The 23636-nt window shown below is 56.3% G+C and carries 20 protein-coding genes; 13 read left to right on the plus strand and 7 right to left on the minus strand.

The annotated features are described in order from the left end of the window. Window positions 1–987 (plus strand): threonine/serine dehydratase, encoded by a 987-nt coding sequence (locus ACILQA_RS00220; RefSeq protein ID WP_395627866.1) that lies wholly within the window; start codon window positions 1–3, stop codon window positions 985–987. Here the strand turns inward: ACILQA_RS00220 and hemA are convergent. Then, complete coding sequence (gene hemA, locus ACILQA_RS00225; RefSeq protein ID WP_395627867.1) at window positions 975–2234, minus strand: 5-aminolevulinate synthase; 1260 nt, start codon at window positions 2232–2234, stop codon at window positions 975–977. The two genes, ACILQA_RS00220 and hemA, sit on opposite strands and share 13 nt — an antisense overlap. A 299-nt stretch (window positions 2235–2533) precedes the next feature. Here hemA and plsY point away from each other — a divergent pair, with 299 nt between their 5' ends. The 3 genes from plsY to topA all read left to right on the plus strand — a co-directional run bounded on the left by plsY (window position 2534) and on the right by topA (window position 6839). After that, window positions 2534–3112, plus strand: coding sequence for a glycerol-3-phosphate 1-O-acyltransferase PlsY (gene plsY, locus ACILQA_RS00230; protein WP_395627897.1), 579 nt, complete (start codon window positions 2534–2536; stop codon window positions 3110–3112). An 8-nt stretch (window positions 3113–3120) separates the two neighbouring features. Next, window positions 3121–4215 carry a DNA-processing protein DprA gene (gene dprA, locus ACILQA_RS00235; protein WP_395627868.1) on the plus strand — a complete coding sequence of 365 codons (1095 nt, stop codon included), beginning with the start codon at window positions 3121–3123 and terminating at the stop codon, window positions 4213–4215. An 80-nt stretch (window positions 4216–4295) separates the two neighbouring features. Next, entirely contained in the window at window positions 4296–6839 is a 2544-nt protein-coding gene (gene topA, locus ACILQA_RS00240; protein WP_395627869.1) for a type I DNA topoisomerase, read from the plus strand. A gap of 129 nt (window positions 6840–6968) precedes the next feature. Here topA and era read toward each other — a convergent pair whose 3' ends face one another. From era to lepB, 3 genes are read right to left on the minus strand one after another with little or no spacing between them, the layout of a single operon-like run. After that, window positions 6969–7862 (minus strand): GTPase Era, encoded by an 894-nt coding sequence (gene era, locus ACILQA_RS00245; protein ID WP_395627870.1) that lies wholly within the window; start codon window positions 7860–7862, stop codon window positions 6969–6971. Continuing rightward, entirely contained in the window at window positions 7859–8527 is a 669-nt protein-coding gene (gene rnc / locus ACILQA_RS00250) for a ribonuclease III (RefSeq protein WP_395627871.1), read from the minus strand. The genes era and rnc overlap by 4 nt, the downstream gene beginning before the upstream one ends. After that, window positions 8524–9372, minus strand: a complete 849-nt coding sequence (gene lepB / locus ACILQA_RS00255; protein ID WP_395627898.1) for a signal peptidase I — start codon at window positions 9370–9372, stop codon at window positions 8524–8526. Before lepB ends, rnc begins: the two co-directional genes overlap by 4 nt. A gap of 156 nt (window positions 9373–9528) precedes the next feature. Between lepB and pgi the strand changes: the two genes are divergently transcribed. Together pgi and gorA are read left to right on the plus strand one after the other, a co-directional pair. Next, window positions 9529–11031 (plus strand): glucose-6-phosphate isomerase, encoded by a 1503-nt coding sequence (gene pgi / locus ACILQA_RS00260; protein ID WP_395627899.1) that lies wholly within the window; start codon window positions 9529–9531, stop codon window positions 11029–11031. Between the two features lie 94 nt (window positions 11032–11125). Next, window positions 11126–12472, plus strand: coding sequence for a glutathione-disulfide reductase (gene gorA / locus ACILQA_RS00265; protein WP_395627872.1), 1347 nt, complete (start codon window positions 11126–11128; stop codon window positions 12470–12472). 59 nt (window positions 12473–12531) lie between these two features. Here gorA and ACILQA_RS00270 read toward each other — a convergent pair whose 3' ends face one another. Together ACILQA_RS00270 and ACILQA_RS00275 are read right to left on the minus strand one after the other, a co-directional pair. After that, window positions 12532–13161 carry a glutathione S-transferase gene (locus tag ACILQA_RS00270; RefSeq protein ID WP_395627873.1) on the minus strand — a complete coding sequence of 210 codons (630 nt, stop codon included), beginning with the start codon at window positions 13159–13161 and terminating at the stop codon, window positions 12532–12534. Further along, a complete protein-coding gene (locus ACILQA_RS00275) occupies window positions 13154–14095 on the minus strand; it encodes a rhodanese-related sulfurtransferase (protein WP_395627874.1) in 942 nt (313 codons plus the stop codon). Before ACILQA_RS00275 ends, ACILQA_RS00270 begins: the two co-directional genes overlap by 8 nt. Before the next feature lie 144 nt (window positions 14096–14239). Between ACILQA_RS00275 and ACILQA_RS00280 the strand changes: the two genes are divergently transcribed. The 7 genes from ACILQA_RS00280 to ACILQA_RS00310 all read left to right on the plus strand — a co-directional run bounded on the left by ACILQA_RS00280 (window position 14240) and on the right by ACILQA_RS00310 (window position 22772). Next, window positions 14240–15766 (plus strand): acyl-CoA carboxylase subunit beta, encoded by a 1527-nt coding sequence (locus tag ACILQA_RS00280; RefSeq protein ID WP_395627875.1) that lies wholly within the window; start codon window positions 14240–14242, stop codon window positions 15764–15766. 9 nt (window positions 15767–15775) lie between these two features. Further along, the gene (gene mce / locus ACILQA_RS00285) at window positions 15776–16216 is read left to right on the plus strand and encodes a methylmalonyl-CoA epimerase (protein WP_395627876.1); all 441 of its coding nucleotides are present in this window, start codon (window positions 15776–15778) and stop codon (window positions 16214–16216) included. Window positions 16217–16348: 132 nt separating this feature from the next. Further along, window positions 16349–17134: an enoyl-CoA hydratase-related protein gene (locus tag ACILQA_RS00290; RefSeq protein ID WP_395627877.1), complete on the plus strand. Its 786-nt coding sequence runs from the start codon at window positions 16349–16351 to the stop codon at window positions 17132–17134. Window positions 17135–17244: 110 nt separating this feature from the next. Next, entirely contained in the window at window positions 17245–19368 is a 2124-nt protein-coding gene (gene scpA, locus ACILQA_RS00295; RefSeq protein ID WP_395627878.1) for a methylmalonyl-CoA mutase, read from the plus strand. Beyond that, window positions 19365–20372, plus strand: a complete 1008-nt coding sequence (gene bioB, locus ACILQA_RS00300; protein ID WP_395627879.1) for a biotin synthase BioB — start codon at window positions 19365–19367, stop codon at window positions 20370–20372. Before scpA ends, bioB begins: the two co-directional genes overlap by 4 nt. Before the next feature lie 28 nt (window positions 20373–20400). Beyond that, on the plus strand, window positions 20401–20751 hold the full coding sequence (locus ACILQA_RS00305) for a DUF1330 domain-containing protein (protein WP_395627880.1): 351 nt from the start codon (window positions 20401–20403) through the stop codon (window positions 20749–20751). Further along, window positions 20751–22772 carry a biotin carboxylase N-terminal domain-containing protein gene (locus ACILQA_RS00310; RefSeq protein WP_395627881.1) on the plus strand — a complete coding sequence of 674 codons (2022 nt, stop codon included), beginning with the start codon at window positions 20751–20753 and terminating at the stop codon, window positions 22770–22772. The genes ACILQA_RS00305 and ACILQA_RS00310 overlap by 1 nt, the downstream gene beginning before the upstream one ends. 15 nt (window positions 22773–22787) lie before the next feature. On the opposite strand, the gene ACILQA_RS00315 is transcribed toward ACILQA_RS00310, so the two are convergent. After that, window positions 22788–23555, minus strand: a complete 768-nt coding sequence (locus ACILQA_RS00315; RefSeq protein WP_395627882.1) for a cyclase family protein — start codon at window positions 23553–23555, stop codon at window positions 22788–22790. Window positions 23556–23636: the final 81 nt, after the last annotated feature.

Raw genomic sequence — 23636 nt, forward strand, 5'->3', positions numbered from 1 at the left:
ATGACAGGACAAGAATTGGCTGTAGCCATCACGACGCCCACGCACGAAGGGGTGCAGCGGGCGATGGCCAAGATAGCCGCTATTCTGCCAAAAACGCCCTTGCTGCCGCTTGAGGTGGATGGCGTCACGATTTGGTGCAAGGCCGAAATGCTGCAACCAATCGGCGCGTTCAAGATTCGCGGCGCGTGGCACCGGCTCTCCGATTTGAACGAAGACGAGCGTGCGCGCGGCGTCGTTGGCGTATCGAGCGGCAACCATGCGCAAGGCGTCGCTTGGGCCGCGAAAAAGCTTGGCATAGATGCAACCATCGTCATGCCTTCCAATGCGCCGCGTATGAAGCTTGAGGCGACAAAGGCGCTTGGAGCGAAAGTGGTATTATATGACCGCGCAACGGAATCGCGTGAGGAAGTCGCTGCCGCGTTGATTGCACAAAGCAACGCGACCCTCGTGCATGCCTTTGGTGATCCGTGGGTTATCGAAGGGCAGGGCACCGCCGGCATTGAGATCGCCGAACAGTTGCAAAGCCTTGGCATCACAGGGCCAGATTTGATTGTTTCCTGTTGCGGTGGCGGCGGTCTTGCGTCCGGCCTTGCGCTTGCCTGTCCCGACGCGGACATCGCCATCGTCGAGCCTGAAGGCTGGGACGATATCATCCGTTCGCTTGAAGCAGGCGAGATTTTGCCTGTTAAAGACCTTTTGCACCCAACTTATTGTGATGCGTTACAGACACCGCAAACCTACCCAATAAACTTTGACGTCCTTCGCAATCGAGTATCACAGGGTGTGTCGGTTACCACCGCTGAAGTGGCTGCAGCCATGCGAATGGTGTTTGAGAAACTCCACCTCGTGGTCGAACCGGGCGGCGCAGTTGCGCTCGCGGCCGTTCTTGCCGGAAAGATAGAATTAAAGCCGGTAACCGCGGTTACGTTATCGGGCGGGAATGTAGACCGGGAAACCTTCGTGCAGCTTTTGGCTCAAGCAGCCTGAGCCGCGCGGATATCCATCCGGCCCCAAATTTCAATCAATGCGCTCGTTAAATTGCGCATCATAGCCTCGGTATGCTGCGGACCCGGCGTAAAGCGCAACCGCTCCGTACCGCGTGGTACAGTGGGATAGTTGATCGGTTGAACATATACGCCATATTCCGCGAGCAATATGTCACTGATTTTCTTGGCCTTCACCGGATCACCGACCATCAACGGCACGATATGCGTATTGCTGACCATCACGGGTAACCCCGCATCCGCAAATAACGTCTTTAGCATGGCGGCATTTGCGTGCTGCGCGGTGCGCTCTTCGCTAGACACCTTAAGGTGACGAACCGATGCCAATACGCCCGCCACAAGCACAGGCGAGAGCGATGTCGTAAAGATAAATCCAGGTGCGTAGGACCGAATGACGTCAATGATCTTTTGATCAGCGGCAATATAACCGCCCATCACGCCAAATGCTTTACCCAGCGTGCCTTCAATAATCGTTACGCGGTCCGCGACTTCGTCCCGTTCGCTAATGCCGCCACCACGTGCGCCGTACATGCCAACGGCATGCACTTCGTCGCAATAGGTAAGCGCATTATACTTATCGGCCAAATCACAAACGGCGGCGATGGGCGCAACGTCGCCGTCCATCGAATACACGCTTTCAAAGGCGATCAGCTTCGGTGCCTCTGGATCATCGGCCGCGAGCAGCTCTTCCAAATGCGCCAGATCATTGTGCCGCCAAACGCGCTTTTCACAGCCCGCATTGCGAATACCCGCAATCATGGAAGCGTGGTTTAATTCGTCCGAATAGATGATGCATCCGGGCAATACCTTAGCCAAGGTCGACAGTGTCGCATCGTTGGAAACATAGCCCGACGTGAACAGCAATGCGCCATCCTTGCCATGCAAATCGGCAAGTTCATGTTCTAGTTCGACATGATAATGTGTGTTGCCGCCAATGTTGCGCGTCCCGCCAGAGCCAGCGCCTACGTCATGCAGCGCATCTTCCATAGCGGTAATGACTTTGGGATGCTGCCCCATGCAGAGATAGTCGTTTGAACACCATACGGTGATGTCCTTGGGGCCGTTATGTCCGGCGAAGCAGCGCGCGTTGGGATAATTCCCCTTGTTCCGCAAAATATCGATAAAAACGCGGTAGCGGCCCTCGGCATGAAGGCGGTCAATCGCTTTTTCGAAAACAGCATCGTAATTCACGGATACTAACCCCGGGTTTAAGCCGCTGCTGCGGCACATCGTCGCCCATTAGTCCCCGGAAATAGAAAAATCCAGCGCGAACGACTTGCAACAAGCGGGATAATAGAGGCTTCTATGCGATATTTTCGCTTAGAGTGATTTGATTTGCGACAAACCAAAACGCGATAGAGCGGGACAGTTATACCTTCTGTGTTGGTGTCAGGCCAAAGCTGGTCACGCGCCACGAGGCTAATGCGCCACGCTGGCTGACAAGTCGGTGGCCTTGAGCAGGCGGAACAAAACAGTTACGTCATACAGATATTTAGAGGATTCGACCGGTGGATGATATTGGGTTCAACATGATTGCGGGTCTTCTGCTTGGATATCTGCTCGGTTCAATTCCGTTTGGGCTGTTGCTGACTAAGGCATCGGGCGGCGGCGATATAAGGAACATAGGATCAGGCAATATCGGCGCAACCAATGTGTTGCGGACCGGACGCAAAGGGCTTGCTGCGCTCACTTTGTTGCTCGACCTGCTAAAGGGTTTCGTCGCAGTCTTTATCGCAACGCATTGTCTGCCGGGTGGTGCCGCATTTGCCGCTGCAGGCGCGTTCTTCGGGCATTTGTACCCTATGTGGCTGGGTTTCAAAGGCGGTAAGGGTGTCGCGACCTATGCCGGCATCATGTTCGGCCTATTTTGGCAAGGCGGCGTTGTCTATGCCATCGCTTGGATCGGCGCGCTTCTGATTTTCCGGATATCTTCACTTGCCGGCCTGCTGGCCGCTTTATGCGCACCCATAGCCGCGGCTTATTTCGGTCGATATGATTTGGTCGCCCTTTTGGTCGCATGCACGTTGATCGTGTTTTGGAAACATCGGACCAATATCGAAAACCTGTTGGACGGCACCGAACCGCGTATCGGCAAAAGCAAAAGCTGACCGCGGCAATGGGGGGCAGCCAGGAACAATTTGATCAGCTTCGGCTCATTCGATCACCCAATATTGGACCTGTCAGTTATCGCCAGCTCATGGGCCGCTTTGGCAATGCAAAGGCTGCGCTGGAGGCTTTGCCCGACCTTGTTCGTCGCGGCGGGGGCGGTCCGTCGCTTCTTGCCGACGAAGCGAGTGTCACCCGCGAGTTGCAGTTTGTTCAGAAATTTGGCGGGCGTCATATTTTTATTGGCGATCCCGAATATCCATCTTTGCTGTCGCACTTGGACAATGCGCCGCCCGTCTTGAGTGTGAAGGGTGATTTGGCGCTGCTCAACCGCATCGCCATTTCCATCGTTGGTGCGCGCAATGCGTCGGCTGGTGCATGCCAGTTCGCACGGCAGCTGGCCTATGACCTTGGTCAAATGGAGTTCCCGGTCGTCTCAGGACTGGCGCGCGGTATTGATACCGCCGCGCATGCAGGTTCGATTGAAAGCGGAACGATTGCCGTGATCGCAGGCGGCATTGATGTTGTTTACCCGCCGGAGAACAAGGCGCTTCAGGATGCGATTGCAGAGCGCGGCTTGCTCATCGCCGAACAACCGCCGGGGACCGAACCACGTGCGCGGCATTTCCCATATCGCAACCGGATTATTGCAGGGATATCAGCGGGCACGGTGGTGGTTGAGGCTGCACCCAAATCCGGATCGCTCATTACCGCGCGGCTTGCGGCGGAGGCGGGGCGTGAAGTCATGGCCATTCCGGGGTCGCCGCTTGATCCAAGATCACGGGGCTGCAACCAGCTTATTCGAGAAGGCGCAACGCTTGTGCAGAATGCCGAAGAGATTGCGGAACTTGTCCGGCCATTGGATCAGCGCATGCACACGGCGCCGGCGCGATATGTTGCGTCTGAGCCGGCAACCATCGGCGACGACACCGATAGCGAACGACAAGCTGTCATCGACCTGATGGGCATGACCTATGTTTCGGTGGATGAATTGGTGCGCCAATCGGGCAGCAGCCAAGCCAATGTGCAGATGGTTCTGCTCGAAATGGAACTGGCCGGAAAACTGGAGCGCGGGGCAGGCGGAAAAGTACGTATCGCCGCATGAAATTTTCGTCTTGACGACACCCCTCCAACCCCATCAGCCTATACGCGTACGCGAGAGATTTTAGAAAAGCTCATATTATCATGCAATTAGTCATCGTTGAATCACCTGCAAAAGCCAAGACAATCGAGAAATATTTGGGCCCCGGGTTTAAGGTATTGGCGTCCTACGGACATATCCGCGATTTGCCGCCCAAGGATGGGTCTGTTGATCCTGAAAATGGCTTTGAAATGCTGTGGGATAATTATGCCGACAAGGCAAAGCAGCTGAAGGCGATAACCGACGAGGCCAAAAAGGCCGACGGATTGATCCTCGCGACCGACCCTGATCGCGAAGGCGAAGCGATTAGCTGGCATGTGCAAGAAGTGCTCGCCAAGAAAAAGGCGCTGCCCGCAAATGTCGGCCGCGTGACGTTCAACGCTATCACCAAGCAAGCTGTCACCGACGCCATGAAGCATCCGCGGGCTTTGGATATCGACTTGATCGATGCCTATCGCGCGCGCCGTGCACTGGATTATCTTGTCGGCTTTACGCTGTCGCCCGTCCTTTGGCGCAAGCTGCCGGGTGCAAAGTCTGCTGGCCGTGTCCAGTCGGTTGCGCTGCGCTTAATCGTTGAACGTGAGCGTGAGATCGAAGCGTTCCGTGCGCAAGAATATTGGTCGATAAAGGCGGCGATGGAGCATAAGGGGCAGAAGTTCGATGCCCGTCTGACCCAATATCTCGGCAAAAAACTCGACAAGATGGATTTGAAAACCGAGGCCGAGGCAGAGCAGGCACGCGCCGCGGTCGAAGCCGGTAAGTTCACCGTCGATTCTGTTGAAACAAAGCCGGTGACGCGCAACCCACAGCCACCATTTACGACATCAACGTTGCAGCAGGAAGCCGCGCGTAAGCTTGGTTTTTCGGCCAGCCACACCATGCGGATTGCGCAGGGGCTGTATGAAGATGGTGCGATCACCTATATGCGTACGGACGGCGTCCAAATGGACCACAGCGCTATTTCAGCCGCGCGTAAAACGATCTCTGACCGCTTTGACAGCGGCTATTTGCCTGACAAACCGCGGCTCTACCAAAGCAAAGCCAAAAACGCGCAAGAGGCCCATGAAGCCATTCGCCCCACCGATTTCTCCAAGGATAGGGCCGGTTCGGGCGATCATGGCCGTTTATATGACCTGATCTACAAACGCGCGATGGCCAGCCAAATGGCGTCTGCACGTATGGAGCGAACCACGGTTGATCTGGTGGATGGCACCGGACAGACTGTGCTCCGCGCAACGGGACAGGTGATGAAATTCCCCGGTTTCTTGGCGGTGTATGAGGAAGGCCTCGATGATAGCGAGAGCGAAGATGGCGCAATTTTGCCAGCGATGTCCGTCGGCGATGCGCCCGCAAAGCATGCTGTTGAGAAGACGCAGCACTTTACACAGCCACCACCCCGTTTTTCCGAAGCGACGCTCGTCAAAAGGCTGGAGGAACTGGGTATTGGTCGTCCATCGACATATGCGTCGACCATTCAGGTTCTGAAAGACCGGGCATATGTTCGCGTTGAAAAAAATCGTTTTTTTGCAGAGGAATCGGGCCGATTGCTCACAGCATTTCTCGAACGGTTTTTTGAACGTTATGTTGCCTATGATTATACCGCAGGGCTGGAAGATCAGCTTGATGAAATCAGCGGCGGCCGTGCAAACTGGCAGGCGTTTTTGGAATCCTTCTGGCGCGATTTTAAGCCAAAGACGGCTGAAGTCATGGAGCAAAAGCCTTCGGAAGTAACCGCTGAGCTGGATATCTTCCTGTCGCCTTATCTGTTTCCTGAGCGTGAAGACGGCACGGACCCGCGCCTATGCCCGAAATGCGGTGCGGGCAGGCTTGCCCTGCGTGGCGGTAAATTTGGCGCTTTTGTTGCGTGTTCCAATTATCCCGATTGCAAATACACACGGAAATTCGCGCAGCCCGGTGGCGAAAATGGCGAAGACACGGGGCCTGAAGTACTCGGCCAACATCCAGAAACGCAATTGGAGGTTAGCCGCAAATCGGGGCGTTTTGGCCCCTATTTCGAAATGGGTGAGGGCAAAGAGGCCAAGCGCGCGTCTATACCCAAAGATATTCCTGCAGAGGACATCGGCCTTGAATGGGCGGTAAAGTTGCTGTCCTTGCCGCGCACGGTTGGAACCCACCCCGAAAGCGGTGAGCCGATAACCGCAAGCATTGGGCGTTATGGCCCATATCTGGCGCACAACGGCAAATATGCACGATTGCAGTCGACGACCGAAGTGTTCGAAACGGGCATGAACAGTGCCGTGGCAAAGCTGGCCGAGGCGGCCGCCAATCCCGGCCGTGGGCGCGGTGCGGCACGTGCTCCGTTGAAGGAGCTTGGAAAGCATCCACGTACCGAGGCTGAGCTCAAGCTGATGGAAGGCCGCTTTGGGCCTTATGTGACCGACGGCACGACCAACGCGACTTTACCCAAGTCGATTGCACCCGACGAACTCACCTTGGAGGAAGCGGCGCAATTGATTGACGCCCGCGCGGCCATGCCATCGAAGACCAAGAAAAAAGCGGCTCCGAAGAAAAAGGCTGCACCTAAGAAAAAGGCAGCGGCCAAGCCCAAGGCAAAAACAGCGAAGTAGTTCCAGTTTTGTCATTCCCGACTTGATCGGGAATCCATGGCCTTGGCTGTAAGCCTTAAACTGAACCGTCAGGCCATGGGTTCCCGCGTACGCGGGAACGACACTATTTGGATTTAGGCGGCAGTTTCGTTATTCGACCCATTCGAGCCCGATATCGCGATACAAGGTGCGATCTTCGTCCCACTTGGCGTATACCTTCACATGCAAATATAGATGGACCTTCACGCCCATCAATTTGGCCAACTCCATGCGGGCCGCTTCGCCAATCGCCTTGATCCGTGCGCCGCCTTTGCCCAGCACGATCGCGCGCTGGGTTGGTCTGGCGACAAGGATTTGCTGATGAATTTCCAAAGAACCATCTTCGCGTTCGCTATATTTCTCAGTCTCCACGGCGCTGGCATAAGGCAGCTCTTCATGGAGTTGCAGATATAGCTGCTCGCGCGTAATTTCAGACGCGATCAGACGGTCTGTGGCGTCGGAAACCTGATCTTCAGGGAAATGCCATTCGCCCTCCGGCATGGCATCGGCCAGCGCCTGTTTGAATTCATCAAGGCCATCACCCGTCGCTGCGCTGATATAATAAATTTGTTCAAAATCGCATTTTTCGGTCAATTTCGTCGTGAGTGACAGCAGCTTTTCCTTGGCGGCGATATCGACCTTGTTCAGCACCAGCCACTTGCGTTCAGGACGGTCCTTGAGCCCCTCCAATATCTTTTCGACCTTTGGACCGGCACCGGCGCGGCCATCAACGATCAATGCAATCATGTCCGCATCGCCCGCACCGTCCCATGCTGCGGCAACCATGGCGCGGTCAAGGCGGCGTTGCGCCGCAAAAATCCCTGGCGTGTCGACCAATATGATCTGCGTTTCGCCAGCAAGCGCGACGCCCAGCATCCGCGTGCGCGTCGTTTGCGCCTTTGGACTGACAATCGCGACCTTTTGACCGACCAAAGCATTGACCAGCGTTGATTTGCCCGCATTTGGTGCGCCAATAATGGCGACATGACCGCATTTTTTGGTCATGCGTGGATGTCCAAAAATGCGAGCGCGGCGGCAGTTTCAGCAGCCTGTTTGCTGTGCGCTGTCGCGGTGATTGGGTCAAAACCTTTTACGGTGACGGTAATTTCAAATGTCATAGCGTGGGGAGGGCCTTCTTTTTTCGTTATTACATATTCGGGAACCTTGCGGCCATGCGCGGCACACCATTCCTGAAGCGCGGATTTGGGATGCTTTGGCGCACCATTGGCCGTTTCAATCAACGGACCCCATAGGCGCTCGATAAAAACGCGCGCGGCGTCGATGCCGTGGTCTAAATAAAGAGCACCAATGAGCGCCTCCATGACGTCACCAAGCACATTGTCGCTTTGTTGCGCGCCGTCATCGCGCGCTTGTTTGCCAAGCCGCAGTTGGTCCGGAACGCCAACCTGTCGGGCGATATCTGCACATGTCAGGCCCGATACCAAGGCGTTCAGTCGGTGCGACAAGCGACCCTCGGCTTCCTCGGCATATCGGTGGTACAGCATGTCTGCGATGACCAGACCCAATATCCGGTCACCCAGAAACTCAAGCCGTTGATAGTCCGCCTGTCCGGTGCTGCCATGCGTCAGCGCGCGGTGATATAGCGCCAGATCCGACGGCGGCTTGGGCATTAATGCCTTCAGCCAATTGTCTTTATCGCTGTTGGTCAAAACCCTTGTCCAATGCGGTCAGGGCGTGCCGCGGTAAACCAAGCCCATGGTAGCAGCCAATGTGACGAGCCATCGGTCGAAAACACCGACACCAAAGCGCGCCCGACGAGATTTTCTTGTGGCACGATGCCGATGGCTCCGGGCTTATCAATCGGTGTCCAGCGGCTGTCGGCGCTGCGGTCGCGGTTATCGCCCATCAGGAACAGGTCCTTTTCGCCGACAACAAAGGCTTCGGTGTTGTCGCCTTCCAATCCGTTGGCGAGGTCGAGAATTTCGTAGCTCTTGCCCTCGGGCAAGGTCTCGCGAAAACGCGGGTATCGGCATTGGGTGCCACCATCGGGGCTGGCCTCTTCCATATCGGGGCGCCAGCACGGGAAGGGGTTGCGGTCCATTTCCGCGGTGTCGCGCATATTTTGCGTTACCGGAATGACAAGATCGGCAATGCGTTCTTTTTTGACCGCCACGCCATTAATCTCCAAAATGCCATCGCGCATTTGGATGACGTCACCGGGAAGGCCGATCACACGCTTAATATAGTCTGTGCCGTTCGACATGGGTGCCTTGAACACCACAACATCGCCGCGCTTTGGTTCGCTGGCGAATATCCGCCCGGGTATGAGGGGCAAAGAGAAGGGCAGGCTATATTTGGAATAGCCGTACGGCCATTTTGCAACCAACAGATAATCGCCGATGAGCAAGCGGGGCTGCATCGATTCCGAAGGAATATTGAATGGCGAGACGATGAAGCTGCGCAGAATGAACACGAAAACGGCTAACTTCAAAAGGAAGCCGCCAAATTCGCGCCATTCGGAAGGGGGCGCTGCTGGTTGCGGATGTGCGGTCACGTTCGCATCGTCCGTCTTGTCGGTGGGTGAAGTCACATAATCTCGCAAATTAATGTCGTCTTATGACGGATTGGCTGGCCTTTTATCGCGTAGACGCGCTATTTGCCAGCGTCGAGATTCACAGGCGACATTCGCACGATTGATAAAGGGTATATGATGACGGTTCACAGCTGGGCTGAGCTTGAAAAACAGCAAGAAAAAACGCTGATTGAGCTATTTGCGTCAGACCCCGACCGCGTTGCCAAAATGACCATAGAGCAGTCGGGATTGCGCTTTGACGTGTCGAAAACGCATCTTGACGACGCCATGCTGTCCCAATTCGCGAAACTTGCCGAAGACATGCATTTGGGCGACGCCAAATCGGCATTATTTTCGGGCGCTGCGATCAATATAACCGAAGGCCGTGCTGCCGAGCATGCAGCGGAGCGCGGTAATGGCGATGTGCAGGCCGTCGCCCATGCACGTGCACTTCAAGAACGGATGCGCGGCCTTGTCGAAGCGATCGACGCCGGATTTATGGGTGACATCAAACATATCTTGCACATCGGCATCGGCGGATCCGCGCTTGGGCCCAAATTGCTGGTCGATGCGTTGGGCCGCGATGGCGCGCGGTACGATGTCAAGGTTGTGTCGAATATCGACGGCGCTGCACTGACTGAGGCGGTGAAAGGCATGGACCCGCATAAGACAATCGTCGCGGTAGCATCCAAGACCTTCACCACGACGGAAACCTTGCTGAACGCAACCAGCGCGATGGAGTGGATGCGCGACGGCGGTGTTGCCGATCCTTATGCCCAGTTCGTGGCGCTTACGGCCTATCCCGACAAAGCGCTTGAATGGGGCGTCGATGAAAGCCGCATATTGCCGTTCAATGAATCGGTTGGCGGGCGCTATTCGCTGTGGTGCTCAATTGGCTTTCCCGTGGCACTCGGGCTTGGCTGGGCCGTGTATGAAGAACTGCTTGAAGGTGCAGCGGCCATGGACCGGCATTTCCGCAATGCGCCCCTGTTGGAAAATGCGCCGACATTGGCCGCGTTCTGCGACCTATATTACGCCCAGATCAAGGACTGCCAGACCCGCGCCGTTTTTGCCTATGACGAACGGCTGCGATTGCTGCCCGATTATCTTCAGCAGTTGGAAATGGAATCAAACGGCAAATCGGTGACAGCCGAAGGTGTGCCGCTCGGCCGCAACAGCGCGCCAGTCACATGGGGCGGGGTTGGTACCGACGCGCAACATGCAGTCTTCCAATTGCTGCATCAGGGGACGCATCTTATCCCCGTCGAATTCATTGCCAGCAAAACACCCGGACATGACTTTGATACAGCCCACCATGAAACACTGTTGGTGAACTGTTTTGCCCAAGGCGCGGCGTTGATGGCGGGGCAGAAATCAGATGATCTGGCACGCAACTATGCCGGCAACCGGCCATCAACCACGATATTGATGGACGATGTGACGCCATCTGCTTTGGGCGCATTGATTGCGTTTTACGAACACCGAACTTTTGTGAATGCGGTGCTGCTTGGCATTAACCCGTTTGACCAATTTGGCGTGGAGCTGGGCAAGCAGATCGCAAAAAGCATCGGTGAAAATGGCGCCACTGGATTTGACCCATCCACGACGGCATTGATTGAGGCGGCATTGGGCGACAACTGACCTCTTATGCTTGTTCGATAAGACAGATAAGAAAATGCCATTGGCAAATGCGTTGCGACGCAACCATATGGCCATGACATAAGGAAATAATCGCATGGCTGAATTTGAATATGATCTGTTTGTCATTGGCGCTGGCTCGGGCGGCGTTCGGGCGTCGCGGATAGCGGCTTCGCATGGCGCGCGCGTCGCGGTTGCGGAGGAACATCGCGTTGGTGGGACATGCGTCATCCGCGGATGCGTTCCCAAAAAGCTGCTCGTGTACGGATCGCATTTCGCAGAAGATCTGCACGACGCGCAGCGTTTCGGATGGAACACGACAGGCGCAACGTTCGATTGGAACATCTTGCGCGACAATGTCGCGGCGGAGGTGAACCGTCTCGAGGGCCTTTATGGCCAGACACTTGGCAACAACAAGGTTGAGGTGTTTCGTGAACGCGCGGTTGTGACGGGGCCGAACAGTGTGCGCTTGGCAAGCGGGCGCGAAATTTCGGCGGCCTATATCCTCATTGCCACGGGCGCTTGGCCATCGGTTCCGGAAATAGCCGGGGCTGGGCATGGCATCACGTCAAACGAAGTGTTCAGCTTACCCGAACTGCCCAAGCGGGCGGTGATCGCAGGCGGCGGTTATATCGCCAACGAATTCGCGGGTATCTTCAACGAACTTGGCGTCAAGGTCAGCCTTGTGACCCACGGCGACCGCATTTTACGCGGTTATGACGACGAAATTGTCGACCGCCTTGTCGACATTAGCGGTCATAAGGGCATCGATATTCGCTTCAACTGCAGCTTCAAATCCATCGCCAAGCAGGATGATGGCAGCTTGGTGATAGAAACCAACCAAGGCGAGACGATTGAAACCGATTTGCTGCTGTGGGCCATTGGTCGGACGCCGCACAGCAAAGGCCTTGGCCTTGAAGAGGTTGGCGTCGCGCTTGGTAAGGATGGTTCGGTACAGGTTGGCGACGACAATCGGACCAATGTGCCCAGCATTTATGCGGTGGGCGATGTTACCAACCGCGTTCAGCTTACACCCATTGCGATCCGCGAAGGCCATGCTTTTGCTGACAGCGTTTTTGGTAACAATCCGCGCACGGTGCATTATGACTGCATACCGACTGCGGTGTTCAGCAATCCGCCAATCGCCAGCGTCGGTATGACGGAGACCGAAGCCCGCGCGGCGCATCCTGACGTCAAAATTTACAAAAGCGATTTCCGCGCGATGAAAAATGTGCTGGCAGATCGCAACGAGCGTGCATTGTATAAAATGGTGGTCGCAGGCGCAAACGAGCGTGTGGTCGGGTTGCATCTGATTGGGCCGGACAGTGGCGAGATACTTCAAGCGGCCGCAATTGCGGTTAAAGCAGGGCTTACGAAGCAGGATTTCGACGATACCGTCGCGCTGCACCCCAGCATGTCCGAAGAACTGGTGTTGATGAAATAACCGAAAACTCGCCGTAGCCCTGAGCCTGTCGAAGGGCGCTGATCGGTTCTCGCTGAGGTTTATGGAAAGACAGTAACTTCGTCGCCCGCTGTCCATTTGGGGTAGCGGGTCATGATCTGGCCAAACAGGTCTGACGCAAGCAGTCCGTGCAGCCACGCTTGAAGCGCCGGCAATGGCAATGCATCGAACCATAGCGGGTCGGTTGCGGCAAACTGGCGAACAAAGGGAAACAGGGCGATGTCAGTAAACGCAGGAGCGCTGCCGCCCAAATAGGGTTGCGTCGCCAATATATTGTTCAGGCCCGACAAATGTTTCAGCGCGGTGTCACGATGTTGCAAACCGTCCGCCAGACCATAACGATGCGGATATTTGTACCGGTCCAGCGCCTGCTTGAACGGGCCATCATTGGCCGCGATCATGTCCGCATCCGCATGGGCCAGCCAGTTTTCGGGATCATTTTGCGCCAATGCCCAGCGCATGATGTCCAGGCTCTCGTCGACAACATGACCGTCGCCCACAACCAACACCGGAACTGTACCCTTTGGCGACACCGCGATCATTTCTGGTGGTTTGTCCCGAAGCACCACTTCGCGCAGCTCAACTCGGATGCTACTCACCGCAATCGCCATCCTTGCGCGCATGGCGTAGGGGCATCGGCGGAAACTATAGAGGATGGGCAGGTCAGTCATCAATGCGCGGATTGACGCCGATATGCTGTTTGCCGCGTTTTTTGGCGAGCGCGATCTGTTTCTGCCGCTCGGCGAAACGCGCGCGGTCTTCGTCGGTGCGTTCGGCATAGCAAGCCGGGCAGGCGACGCCTTCGATGAAATGCGCTGACGCCTTGTCCTCTTGCGAGATAGGCCTGCGGCACGCGTGGCACAATTCCATTTCGCCCAGCTCAAGCCCATGCTTCACGGACACGCGCTCGTCGAAAACGAAACATTCGCCCTGCCATTTGCTCTCGGCTTCTGGAATATTCTCCAGATAGCGTAATATACCGCCTTCTAGGTGGTAGACGTCGTTGATGCCCTCCGCTTTCAGGAAGGCCGTCGATTTTTCGCAGCGTATGCCGCCGGTGCAGAACATCGCGAACTTGGTTTTACCGGCAGCCAGCTCATCGCGATGCGCGCGAAACCATTCCGGAAATTCGCTGAACGACTTAGTCCGCGGATCGACTGCGCCTTCAAAGGTACCAATCGCAACCTCATAATCATTGCGGGTATCAATGAGCACCGTGTCCGGATCGGAAATCAACGCATTCCAATCCTCTGGCTGCACATAAGTGCCGACTTCCCGTTTCGGGTCGATGCCATCTACGCCCAGCGTCACAATTTCCTTCTTCAACCGCACTTTCATCCGGTAAAAGGGCATTTCATTGGCATGCGAATATTTGACGTCCAATTCTGCGCAGCCCGGAATGGCACGCAGAAACGCAATGAGGGCGTCGATAGCGGCGGGCTCTCCGGCGACGGTGCCATTGATTCCTTCACGCGCCAATAAAATGGTGCCTTTGATGCCGCTTGCTGTGCACTGCTCGTGGATTTGCGGCTGCAGCGTTTCAGGCGCATCGAACGATACAAAGCGATAGAGCGCGGCGACTTTGATGGGGTGAACCTGTTCCATGACGTGGCCCTATAGCGTCCTTTTTCGCTTTTGGCAGCTTTCAATATTGCCTGAATATTCGTCGATTTAATCGCACGATTAATTTGCAATTGCATCGCCACGATGCCAAAGCTTCACGCAACAAAATTGCTTATGGGGAAAACCATGTCGGCCAACATCGCTGAACTGGAATTGCGGCGCGCAGCGTCCAAATTGGGTGGCGGACAAAAGCGCATTGACGCGCAACATGCCAAGGGTCGCCTGACCGCGCGCGAGCGGCTTGATATTCTGCTCGATGAAGGCAGCTTCGAGGAACTCGACGCCTATGTGACGCACAATTGCACCGACTTTGGCATGGCCGAACAAAAGATCCCCGGCGACGGCGTTGTCACCGGCAGCGGCACAATCAACGGCCGCTTGGTCTATGTGTATAGTCAGGATTTCACCGTATTCGGCGGGTCGCTTTCCGAAGCGCATGCGATGAAAATCTGCAAGGTCTTGGACAATGCGATGAAGGTCGGCGCGCCGGTCATTGGCCTGAACGACAGCGGCGGCGCGCGTATTCAAGAGGGCGTCGCGTCGCTTGGCGGCTATGCCGAGGTGTTTCAACGCAATACGCTCGCAAGCGGTGTGATTCCGCAAATCAGCCTCATCATGGGCCCATGCGCGGGCGGTGCGGTATATTCGCCAGCGATTACGGACTTCATCTTCATGGTGAAGGACAGCAGCTATATGTTCGTCACTGGCCCTGATGTTGTGAAAACCGTGACCAATGAAGTGGTGACGCAGGAAGAATTGGGCGGCGCGGTTTCGCATACGACCAAGTCGGGCGTTGCCGACAATGCGTTCGAAAATGATATTGAGGCGCTGCTGTCGGTCCGTGATTTCTTTGACTATTTGCCAGAGAATAACCGCACCGGCGTTCCTGAACGGCCAACTGAAGACGCGTGGGACCGTATTGAACCAAGCCTCGACACCTTAATCCCGCCAAGCGCGAACCAGCCTTATGATATGCATGAGCTGATCCGCAAAACGGTGGACGAGGGCGACTTTTTTGAGGTTCAGCCAACGCACGCGGCCAATGTCATCATCGGTTTTGGCCGTATTGAGGGCCGCACGGTTGGCATCGTCGCCAATCAGCCCATGGTGCTGGCGGGCGTGCTCGACATCAACAGTTCCAAAAAAGCGGCACGCTTCGTCCGCTTTTGCGATGCGTTCGACATTCCGATCATCACCTTCGTCGACGTTCCCGGATTTTTGCCCGGCACGGCGCAGGAATATGGCGGCATCATCAAACATGGCGCAAAATTGCTCTTTGCCTATGCCGAGGCGACCGTGCCCAAAATCACCATCATCACCCGCAAAGCCTATGGCGGCGCGTATGACGTGATGGCGTCCAAGCATTTACGCGGCGACCTTAACTACGCATGGCCGACCGCTGAAATAGCGGTGATGGGCGCAAAGGGCGCTGTGGAAATCATCTTCCGCGGGCTTTCGGCAGAAGAGCAAGCCGTGAAGACAGCGGAATATGAAGACCGCTTCGCCAACCCGTTCGTCGCGGCGAGCAAGGGCTTTATCGACGAGGTCATCTACCCGCATTCCACGCGGAGGCGGATTGCGTTGGGATTACGGAAATTGCGGAACAAGGCGTTGGAAAACCCTTGGAAGAAGCATGATAATATTCCGTTGTAAGGCAGAAGCATGAAACTCGGTCGTCTCAACCATATCGGTGTCGCAACGCCTTCTATCGCGGACAGCATCGTCTTTTACCGCGATGTGATGGGCGCGACGAAGATTCATGATCCGTTCGACCTGCCGGATCAGGGTGTGAAGGTTTGCTTTGTCGACACGCCGGGAGCCGATGGCGCGTTGAACGGAACGCAGATTGAGCTCATTGAGCCGCTGCCGGGTAATGCCTCCATCGCTGCTTTTCTGGAGAAGAACCCGGCGGGCGGGCAGCACCATGTCTGTTATGAAGTGCCCGACATTCACGCTGCCAAGGCGGAGTTTGAGGCGATGGGCAAGCGCGTGCTGGGCGAGCCACGTATTGGCGCGCATGGAACCTTGATATTCTTTGTGCATCCTAAAGATATGCAGGGCGTGCTGACTGAAATTATGGAGGTGCCTTCGCAGGCACATTGACCAACCACCACATCGTCACCCTGAACGTGTTTCAGGGTCCATTTATAATCCCGGAGTATGGTTTTTGGGCGGCGAAATGGATGCTGAAACAAGTTCAGCATGACGGTGAATGCAATAAAGGGAGCTTGAACTATGACATATGAAACCATCCGCCTCGATATTGCGGACAATGTTGCAACAATAACCCTCAACCGTCCTGAGCGGCTGAACGCGATGGCGCCGCAAATGGCGGACGAGATCAGCGCCGCGCTTGACCAATTGAACGGCGCGCGCGTTGTGTTGATCACTGGCGAGGGCCGCGCCTTTTGTTCAGGCGCGGATTTGTCGGCACGCGGCGCAGGCGCGGCAGTGAGCGGCGGGCAGGGTGCTTATTCTTCGCTGACCAAAAGCTACAACCCTTTGATGCTCAAGCTTGCCAAGCTCAACGTGCCGATTATCACCGCGATCAATGGCCCTGCGGCCGGCGTTGGCTGCAGCCTTGCACTCGCCAGCGATTTTGCGATTGCGGGTAAATCTGCCTATTTCCTTCAGGCCTTTGTCAACATTGGTCTGGTGCCAGACGGCGGCGCAAGCTGGATGCTGTCGCGCCTTGTCGGCAAGGCACGCGCAACCGAAATGATGCTGCTTGGTGAAAAAATCCCTGCGGATAAAGCTGCCGATTGGGGCCTGATCTACAAGTCTGTCGATGATGCCGAACTGATGACGGAAGCAAAGGCTTTGGCAACACGGTTGGCCAACGGGCCGACGGTCGCGATTGGCATCATGCGTCAGAATATCGCTGCGGCCTTGGATGCGGATTATGCAACGGCTCTGCTGCGTGAGGCCGAAGGACAGAAGATTGCCGGTGACAGCAACGACGCGCGCGAGGGCGCAATCGCGTTTTTGCAGAAGCGGAAGGCCGAATTTAAGGGGCAGTAACTGTCTACCAAGGCCGTCACCCTGAACGTGTTTCAGGGTCTTAATCGGCAACGGTGAAAGTAAGATGCTGAAACAAGTTCAGCATGACGGGATTGAAATGTGAGTTTGTAATGACGAATATCGACGACTGGAAAAAGGCGGCCGACAAAGAGGTCAAGGGCAAGGACCTGACCTGGCACACGCCCGAGGGCATTGCGGTGAAGCCACTGTACACCAGTGCGGATGCTGGCGACCCCGGACTTCCCGGCTTTGCGCCGTTCACACGCGGTGTGCGTGCGTCGATGTATGCGGGCCGCCCGTGGACCATCCGTCAATATGCGGGTTTCTCGACTGCCGAGGAATCGAACGCCTTTTACCGACGCAACTTGGCCGCCGGGCAAAAGGGCCTTTCGGTTGCCTTCGACCTTGCCACCCATCGCGGTTATGACAGCGACCATCCGCGCGTCGTTGGCGATGTTGGCAAGGCGGGTGTCGCTATCGATAGCGTCGAGGACATGAAAATCCTGTTCGACGGCATTCCGCTGGACCAAATGTCGGTGTCGATGACGATGAACGGCGCGGTCATTCCGATCCTTGCGTTCTTCATCGTCGCGGGTGAAGAGCAGGGCGTTTCACAGGCCCAACTTGACGGCACCATTCAGAACGACATCCTTAAGGAGTTCATGGTCCGCAACACTTATATTTACCCGCCCGAACCATCGATGCGGATCGTTTCGGACATTATCGCCTACACCAGCGCGAACATGCCCAAGTTCAACAGCATTTCGATTTCAGGCTATCACATGCACGAAGCCGGCGCGACGGCTGTGCAAGAGCTTGCCTTCACCATTGCCGACGGCAAGGAATATGTGCAGCGCGCGATGGCTTCGGGCTTGGACATTGATGCGTTCGCCGGGCGGCTGTCCTTCTTCTTTGGCATTGGCATGAACTTCTTCATGGAAGTGTCCAAGCTGCGCGCCGCGCGGACTTTGTGGTACCGCGTCATGGATGAGCTCGGCGCTAAGGACGAACGCTCCAAAATGCTGCGGACGCATTGCCAGACATCGGGCGTGTCGTTGCAAGAGCAAGATCCCTATAACAACGTCATCCGCACCACGGTTGAAGCCATGGCCGCGACCCTTGGCGGCACGCAGAGCCTTCACACCAATGCGTTGGACGAAGCCATTGCGTTGCCGACGGAATTTTCGGCACGTATTGCCCGCAACACACAGATCATCCTGACGGAAGAAACGGGCATCACAAAGGTCGTCGATCCTTTGGGAGGCAGCTATTATGTCGAAGCCTTGACCGCTGAGCTGGTTGATCAGGCGTGGAAGATCATTGGTGAGGTCGACGAACTCGGTGGCATGACCAAGGCTGTCGCATCGGGCATGCCCAAGCGTTTGATCGAAGAAGCTGCCGCTGCGCGTCAGGCACGTGTCGACAAAGGCGAAGACGTCATCGTTGGCGTTAACAAATATCGTCTGGAAACCGAAGACCAGCTCGATACGCTGGAGGTCGATAACGACTTTGTCCGTCAGGGCCAGATTGCACGCCTCGCCGCCACGCGCGCATCGCGTGATGAAGCCGCCTGTCAGGCCGCGTTGAATGCGCTGACCGAAGGGGCTAAGAGCGGCGCGAACTTACTCGCGCTTGCAGTAGACGCCGCCCGCGCACGCGCCACACTGGGCGAGATATCGGACGCAATGGAGGCTGTGTTTGGCCGCTATGCGACCACGCCTGTGCCTGTGCAGGGTATTTACGGCAGCGCGCATGAATTCGACAAACGCTGGGCGCAAGTGCTCGACGGCGTTGCTTCGGTTGGCCGCCGTTTGGGCCGCAAACCGAAATTGCTCGTCGCCAAAATGGGGCAGGACGGCCACGACCGCGGTGCAAACGTCATTGCCTCTGCCTTCTCCGACATGGGCTTTGATGTCATCAGTGGGCCGTTGTTCCAGACACCCGAAGAAACCGTTGTGTTGGCGCTTCAGCATGATGTTGATGCCGTGGGTGCCTCCAGCCTTGCTGCAGGACATAAGACGCTGATCCCAGAGCTCATAAAGGGGCTGCGCGAAGCGGGCCGTGGCGATATCAAGGTCATTGCCGGTGGCGTGATTCCGCCGCAGGATTATGATTTTCTGCGTGAAGCCGGCGTTCAGGGCATTTACGGCCCGGGCAGCAACGTTGTGGAATGCGCAGCCGATGTTTTGACGTTATTGGGGCACAACATGCCGCCTTTGGGAGAAGGCACATGACCGTCCGCACCGATTGGACCCGCGCAGAAATCGCGGCATTGTTTGACCTGCCGTTCGACGAGCTCGTCTATCAGGCACAAACCGTCCACCGCGCACATCATGCAGCCGGGCAGATCCAGCTTTGCACATTGCTATCGATCAAAACCGGCGGTTGCCCCGAAGACTGCGGCTATTGCTCACAATCCGTAAAGGCAGACAGCGGCGTTGAAGCGACCAAGCTGATGGACGTTCAGGCCGTGCTGCAAAAGGCAGCAGAGGCAGCAGACTCTGGTTCGCGTCGTTTCTGCATGGGTGCGGCGTGGCGCAACCCCAAAGATCGGGACATGCCCGCAATTGTTCAAATTGTTCAGGGCGTGCGCGCGATGGGTATGGAAACCTGCATGACGCTTGGCATGCTGACGCCCAAGCAGGCGGATATGCTGGCCGACGCGGGGCTCGATTATTATAACCACAATATCGACACCTCGCCTGAGCGGTATAATGAGATCATCACCACGCGGACGATGGACGACCGGCTTGATACGCTGGCCGAGGTCCGCCGTGCGGGCATCAATGTCTGCAGTGGCGGCATTGTTGGCCTAGGCGAGACACGCGCAGACCGCGTCGGTTTCATCCACACACTGGCGACCCTGCCGGCCCACCCCGAAAGTGTGCCCGTAAATGCGCTCGTGCCGGTAAAGGGCACCGTGCTGGGCGATATGCTTGCAGACACGCCACTGGCGAAGATCGACGACATCGAATTTGTGCGCACGATCGCGGTTGCGCGCATCACCATGCCCATGAGCATGGTGCGGTTAAGCGCCGGACGCGAAAGCATGTCGGAAGCAACGCAGGCCTTATGCTTCATGGCGGGTGCGAACAGCATCTTCACCGGCGACAAATTGTTGACCGCGGCCAATGCAGGCGACGACAAGGACGCCGCAATGCTGGCGAAACTGGGGCTGGTCCCAATGGAGGCCGAAGAGCCGCTGCGGGCGTGCAAAGCGCTGGAACCAGCAGAGTAAGTGGCATGAGACTTTGTGGGAAACATTTATGGTAGGTTCCACACCGCCTATGCCGCTTTCCGCGAGCGCCAACGCCGCGCAACTTCCAAAGGCCTATGTCATTGCCGAGGTTGAGGTGCGCGATTCCGTTGCGTACGAAGATTACAAATCCGCCGTTGTCCCTATCGTGGCCCAATTTGGCGGACGTTACATTGCCCGTGGCGGGCAGATCGAAAGCGTTGAGGGCAGCGATCCCAGCGGCCGCATGGTCGTCATTGAATTTCCGCATTTTGCCGCTGCCCAGGCCTTTCTGAGGTCCGAAGAATATCGTCCTGTCGCTGATATCCGGCATAAGACAGCTATATCCCGCATTATGATTGTTGAAGGAACGCTTCCTTAATGTTCAAGAAAATCCTGATCGCCAACCGTGGCGAAATCGCTTGTCGCATCATCAAGACCGCACGCCGGATGGGGATCGCAACTGTCGCGGTCTATTCCGATGCGGATGCGCGTGCACCATTTGTGCAAATGGCGGACGAGGCTGTGCATATCGGGCCTTCACCTGCCGCGCAGTCTTATTTGATTGCCGACAAGATCATCGCTGCGTGTAAGGCGACTGGCGCTGAGGCGGTGCATCCGGGCTACGGCTTCCTGTCCGAACGCACCAGCTTTGCCGAGGCTTTGGCCAAGGAAAACATCGCGTTCATCGGCCCGCCCGTGAACGCAATTGCCGCGATGGGCGACAAGATCGAGTCCAAGAAACTGGCCATGAAAGCAGGCGTCAACGTCGTTCCCGGTTTTGTGGGTGAGATTGACGACACCGAACATGCCGTGCGTATTTCGGAAGAAATCGGCTATCCAGTGATGATGAAGGCCAGCGCGGGCGGCGGCGGCAAGGGGATGCGGCTTGCCTATAATGAGCAGGATGTGCGCGAAGGCTTTGAAGCCACGAAACGCGAGGGGCTGAATTCCTTTGGCGACGACCGCGTCTTTATCGAAAAATTCATTCTCAACCCGCGCCATATCGAAATCCAGATATTGGGCGACCAGCACGGCAATATTTTATACCTGAATGAACGCGAATGTTCGATCCAGCGGCGGCACCAGAAGGTCGTGGAAGAGGCGCCATCGCCGTTCGTCACGCCCAAGATGCGCAAGGCAATGGGCGAGCAGTGCGTCGCGTTGTCACGCGCCGTGGGCTATTACTCAGCGGGTACTGTGGAACTGATCGTATCGGGTGCAGACCCGAGCGGCGAGAGCTTTTACTTCCTTGAAATGAACACCCGTTTGCAGGTTGAGCATCCGGTGACCGAATGCATCACCGGCATCGATCTGGTCGAACAGATGATCCGCATTGCCGCGGGTGAGAAGCTCGCCATGACGCAGGATGATATCAAGATTGACGGTTGGGCCATCGAAAACCGCGTCTATGCCGAAGACCCCTATCGCGGATTCCTGCCCTCAACAGGTCGCCTAACGCGCTATCGCCCGCCGGTGGCTGGTTGGACTGAGGATGAAGACGCTAACGGTCGGCGCGGTGTCGAAGGCGTTCGCGTTGACGACGGCGTTTATGATGGCGGCGAAGTGTCTATGTTCTACGACCCGATGATCGCCAAGCTGATCACATGGGGCCAAACCCGCGACGAAGCGGCTGACTTGCAAATCGCTGCGCTGGACCGTTTCGAAATCGAAGGCCTTGGCCACAATATCGATTTCGTCAGCGCCATCATGCAGCACCCGCGCTTCCGTTCCGGCGAATTGACCACTGGGTTCATCGCCGAGGAATATCCTGACGGTTTCCACGGCGCGGCATCAACGCCCGAATTGGTCAAATCACTTGCGGCCATCGCAGGGTTCGTGGCGACAGCAGAAGCCGACCGCGCGCGCCATGTTGATGGCCAATTGGGCGACACGCTGGAGCCGCCTGCACGCTGGCAAGTGAAGATCGGTGACGCTGTCCATAATATCGAAATGGTTGATGGTGACATGCACGTCGACGGGGAGCATTTCGACCTTTCGATGGAATATGACCCGGGCGATCGCTTGATTGAGGCTGAAGTCGGCGACGAAGAACTGGCGGTCAAAGTTTCGAAGATGCGGACTGGCTTTAAGCTAACCACGCGCGGGGCAACGCACATCGCACGCGTCTTGCCGGGGCATATCGCGCATTTGGCCGATCATATGATTGAAAAGATCGCACCGGATCTCTCCAGGTTCCTCATTTGCCCAATGCCCGGCCTGTTGACGACATTGCATGTCAATGCCGGCGATGCTGTGGAAGCAGGGCAACCGCTCGCCGTGGTGGAGGCGATGAAGATGGAAAATATCCTGCGCGCCGAGAAATCCGGAACGGTGAAAATTGTCAACGCGAAGGCAGGGGACAGCCTTGCCGTCGATGCGGTCATTTTGGAAATGGAATAATATCCGCGCGGTGGCTTAATCCAAAATCGCCACCGCCCGTATCCATCCGGCACTCGCACGTTCGATTTTCACGGGGAAGCATGACAGCGTAAAACCAAATGCTGGAAGTGCTTCCAAATTGGTAAGCTTTTCAATCTGGTAATAAGGCTGGATTCGTCCGGCCTTATGCCCTTCCCAAATGATCGACGGGTCGCGCTTTTCGGCCCAACGCTTTGCCGTATGGCTAAACGGCGCATCCCAGCTCCATGCGTCGGTACCGACAACCTCGACACCCAGCGACGTCAAATACAGCGTGGCTTCCGCGCCCATGCCAACGCCTTGGTCGGTGAAGTTATCCGTTCCGTAAACCGCACCAGACTGCACCAGAACAATGTCGTGTGGTTGCAGCGTATATCCGATACGCTTGAGCTCCGCCTCGACTTCCTCCGCACTGACGACATGGCCAGCTGGCAAATGCGAAAAATCCAATTTCACGCCCGGCGCAAAAAACAGGTCGAGCGGCGCTTCATCAATCGATGGGGCAGGGCTTGCACCGGCATCGGTTGTTGAATGGAAATGCCACGGCGCGTCCATATGCGTGCCGTTGTGCGTGGATAGCGTGAGGCTTTCGACGGCCCAACCCTCCCCATCGGGAAGGTCATCCTTCGTGAGCCCCGGGAAGAACATCGCAATCTGTTCCCACGTATTTTCGTGCGTCATATAGGAAATCTGCGGCCGCATGACTGGCGGATCGGAAATGACGTCGTTGGTAATCGGGATCGACAGATCAATAAATTGCGGCATGCTCTTCTCCTCTCCAAAATCGATAATCGCCCTTGTGGATAAGCGCAACAAGCCGCTTGAACGGCGCGACATAGCGATTAA

Origin of the sequence: Sphingorhabdus sp., assembly GCF_044239005.1 — a bacterium.
In the GTDB taxonomy this organism is placed as follows: domain Bacteria; phylum Pseudomonadota; class Alphaproteobacteria; order Sphingomonadales; family Sphingomonadaceae; genus Sphingorhabdus_B.

What these genes read in the sequence shown, in the direction of transcription:
- topA (WP_395627869.1), top strand. Translation starts at nt 4,296, where the DNA reads ATGCAATTAGTCATCGTTGAATCACCTGCAAAAGCCAAGACAATCGAG.
- ACILQA_RS00290 (WP_395627877.1), top strand. Translation starts at nt 16,349, where the DNA reads ATGACATATGAAACCATCCGCCTCGATATTGCGGACAATGTTGCAACA.
- era (WP_395627870.1), bottom strand. Translation starts at nt 7,862, where the DNA reads ATGACCAAAAAATGCGGTCATGTCGCCATTATTGGCGCACCAAATGCG.
- gorA (WP_395627872.1), top strand. Translation starts at nt 11,126, where the DNA reads ATGGCTGAATTTGAATATGATCTGTTTGTCATTGGCGCTGGCTCGGGC.
- ACILQA_RS00280 (WP_395627875.1), top strand. Translation starts at nt 14,240, where the DNA reads ATGTCGGCCAACATCGCTGAACTGGAATTGCGGCGCGCAGCGTCCAAA.
- bioB (WP_395627879.1), top strand. Translation starts at nt 19,365, where the DNA reads ATGACCGTCCGCACCGATTGGACCCGCGCAGAAATCGCGGCATTGTTT.
- hemA (WP_395627867.1), bottom strand. Translation starts at nt 2,234, where the DNA reads ATGTGCCGCAGCAGCGGCTTAAACCCGGGGTTAGTATCCGTGAATTAC.
- ACILQA_RS00315 (WP_395627882.1), bottom strand. Translation starts at nt 23,555, where the DNA reads ATGCCGCAATTTATTGATCTGTCGATCCCGATTACCAACGACGTCATT.
- mce (WP_395627876.1), top strand. Translation starts at nt 15,776, where the DNA reads ATGAAACTCGGTCGTCTCAACCATATCGGTGTCGCAACGCCTTCTATC.
- plsY (WP_395627897.1), top strand. Translation starts at nt 2,534, where the DNA reads ATGATTGCGGGTCTTCTGCTTGGATATCTGCTCGGTTCAATTCCGTTT.
- ACILQA_RS00310 (WP_395627881.1), top strand. Translation starts at nt 20,751, where the DNA reads ATGTTCAAGAAAATCCTGATCGCCAACCGTGGCGAAATCGCTTGTCGC.
- scpA (WP_395627878.1), top strand. Translation starts at nt 17,245, where the DNA reads ATGACGAATATCGACGACTGGAAAAAGGCGGCCGACAAAGAGGTCAAG.
- ACILQA_RS00275 (WP_395627874.1), bottom strand. Translation starts at nt 14,095, where the DNA reads ATGGAACAGGTTCACCCCATCAAAGTCGCCGCGCTCTATCGCTTTGTA.
- pgi (WP_395627899.1), top strand. Translation starts at nt 9,529, where the DNA reads ATGACGGTTCACAGCTGGGCTGAGCTTGAAAAACAGCAAGAAAAAACG.
- ACILQA_RS00220 (WP_395627866.1), top strand. Translation starts at nt 1, where the DNA reads ATGACAGGACAAGAATTGGCTGTAGCCATCACGACGCCCACGCACGAA.
- dprA (WP_395627868.1), top strand. Translation starts at nt 3,121, where the DNA reads ATGGGGGGCAGCCAGGAACAATTTGATCAGCTTCGGCTCATTCGATCA.
- ACILQA_RS00270 (WP_395627873.1), bottom strand. Translation starts at nt 13,161, where the DNA reads ATGACTGACCTGCCCATCCTCTATAGTTTCCGCCGATGCCCCTACGCC.
- ACILQA_RS00305 (WP_395627880.1), top strand. Translation starts at nt 20,401, where the DNA reads ATGGTAGGTTCCACACCGCCTATGCCGCTTTCCGCGAGCGCCAACGCC.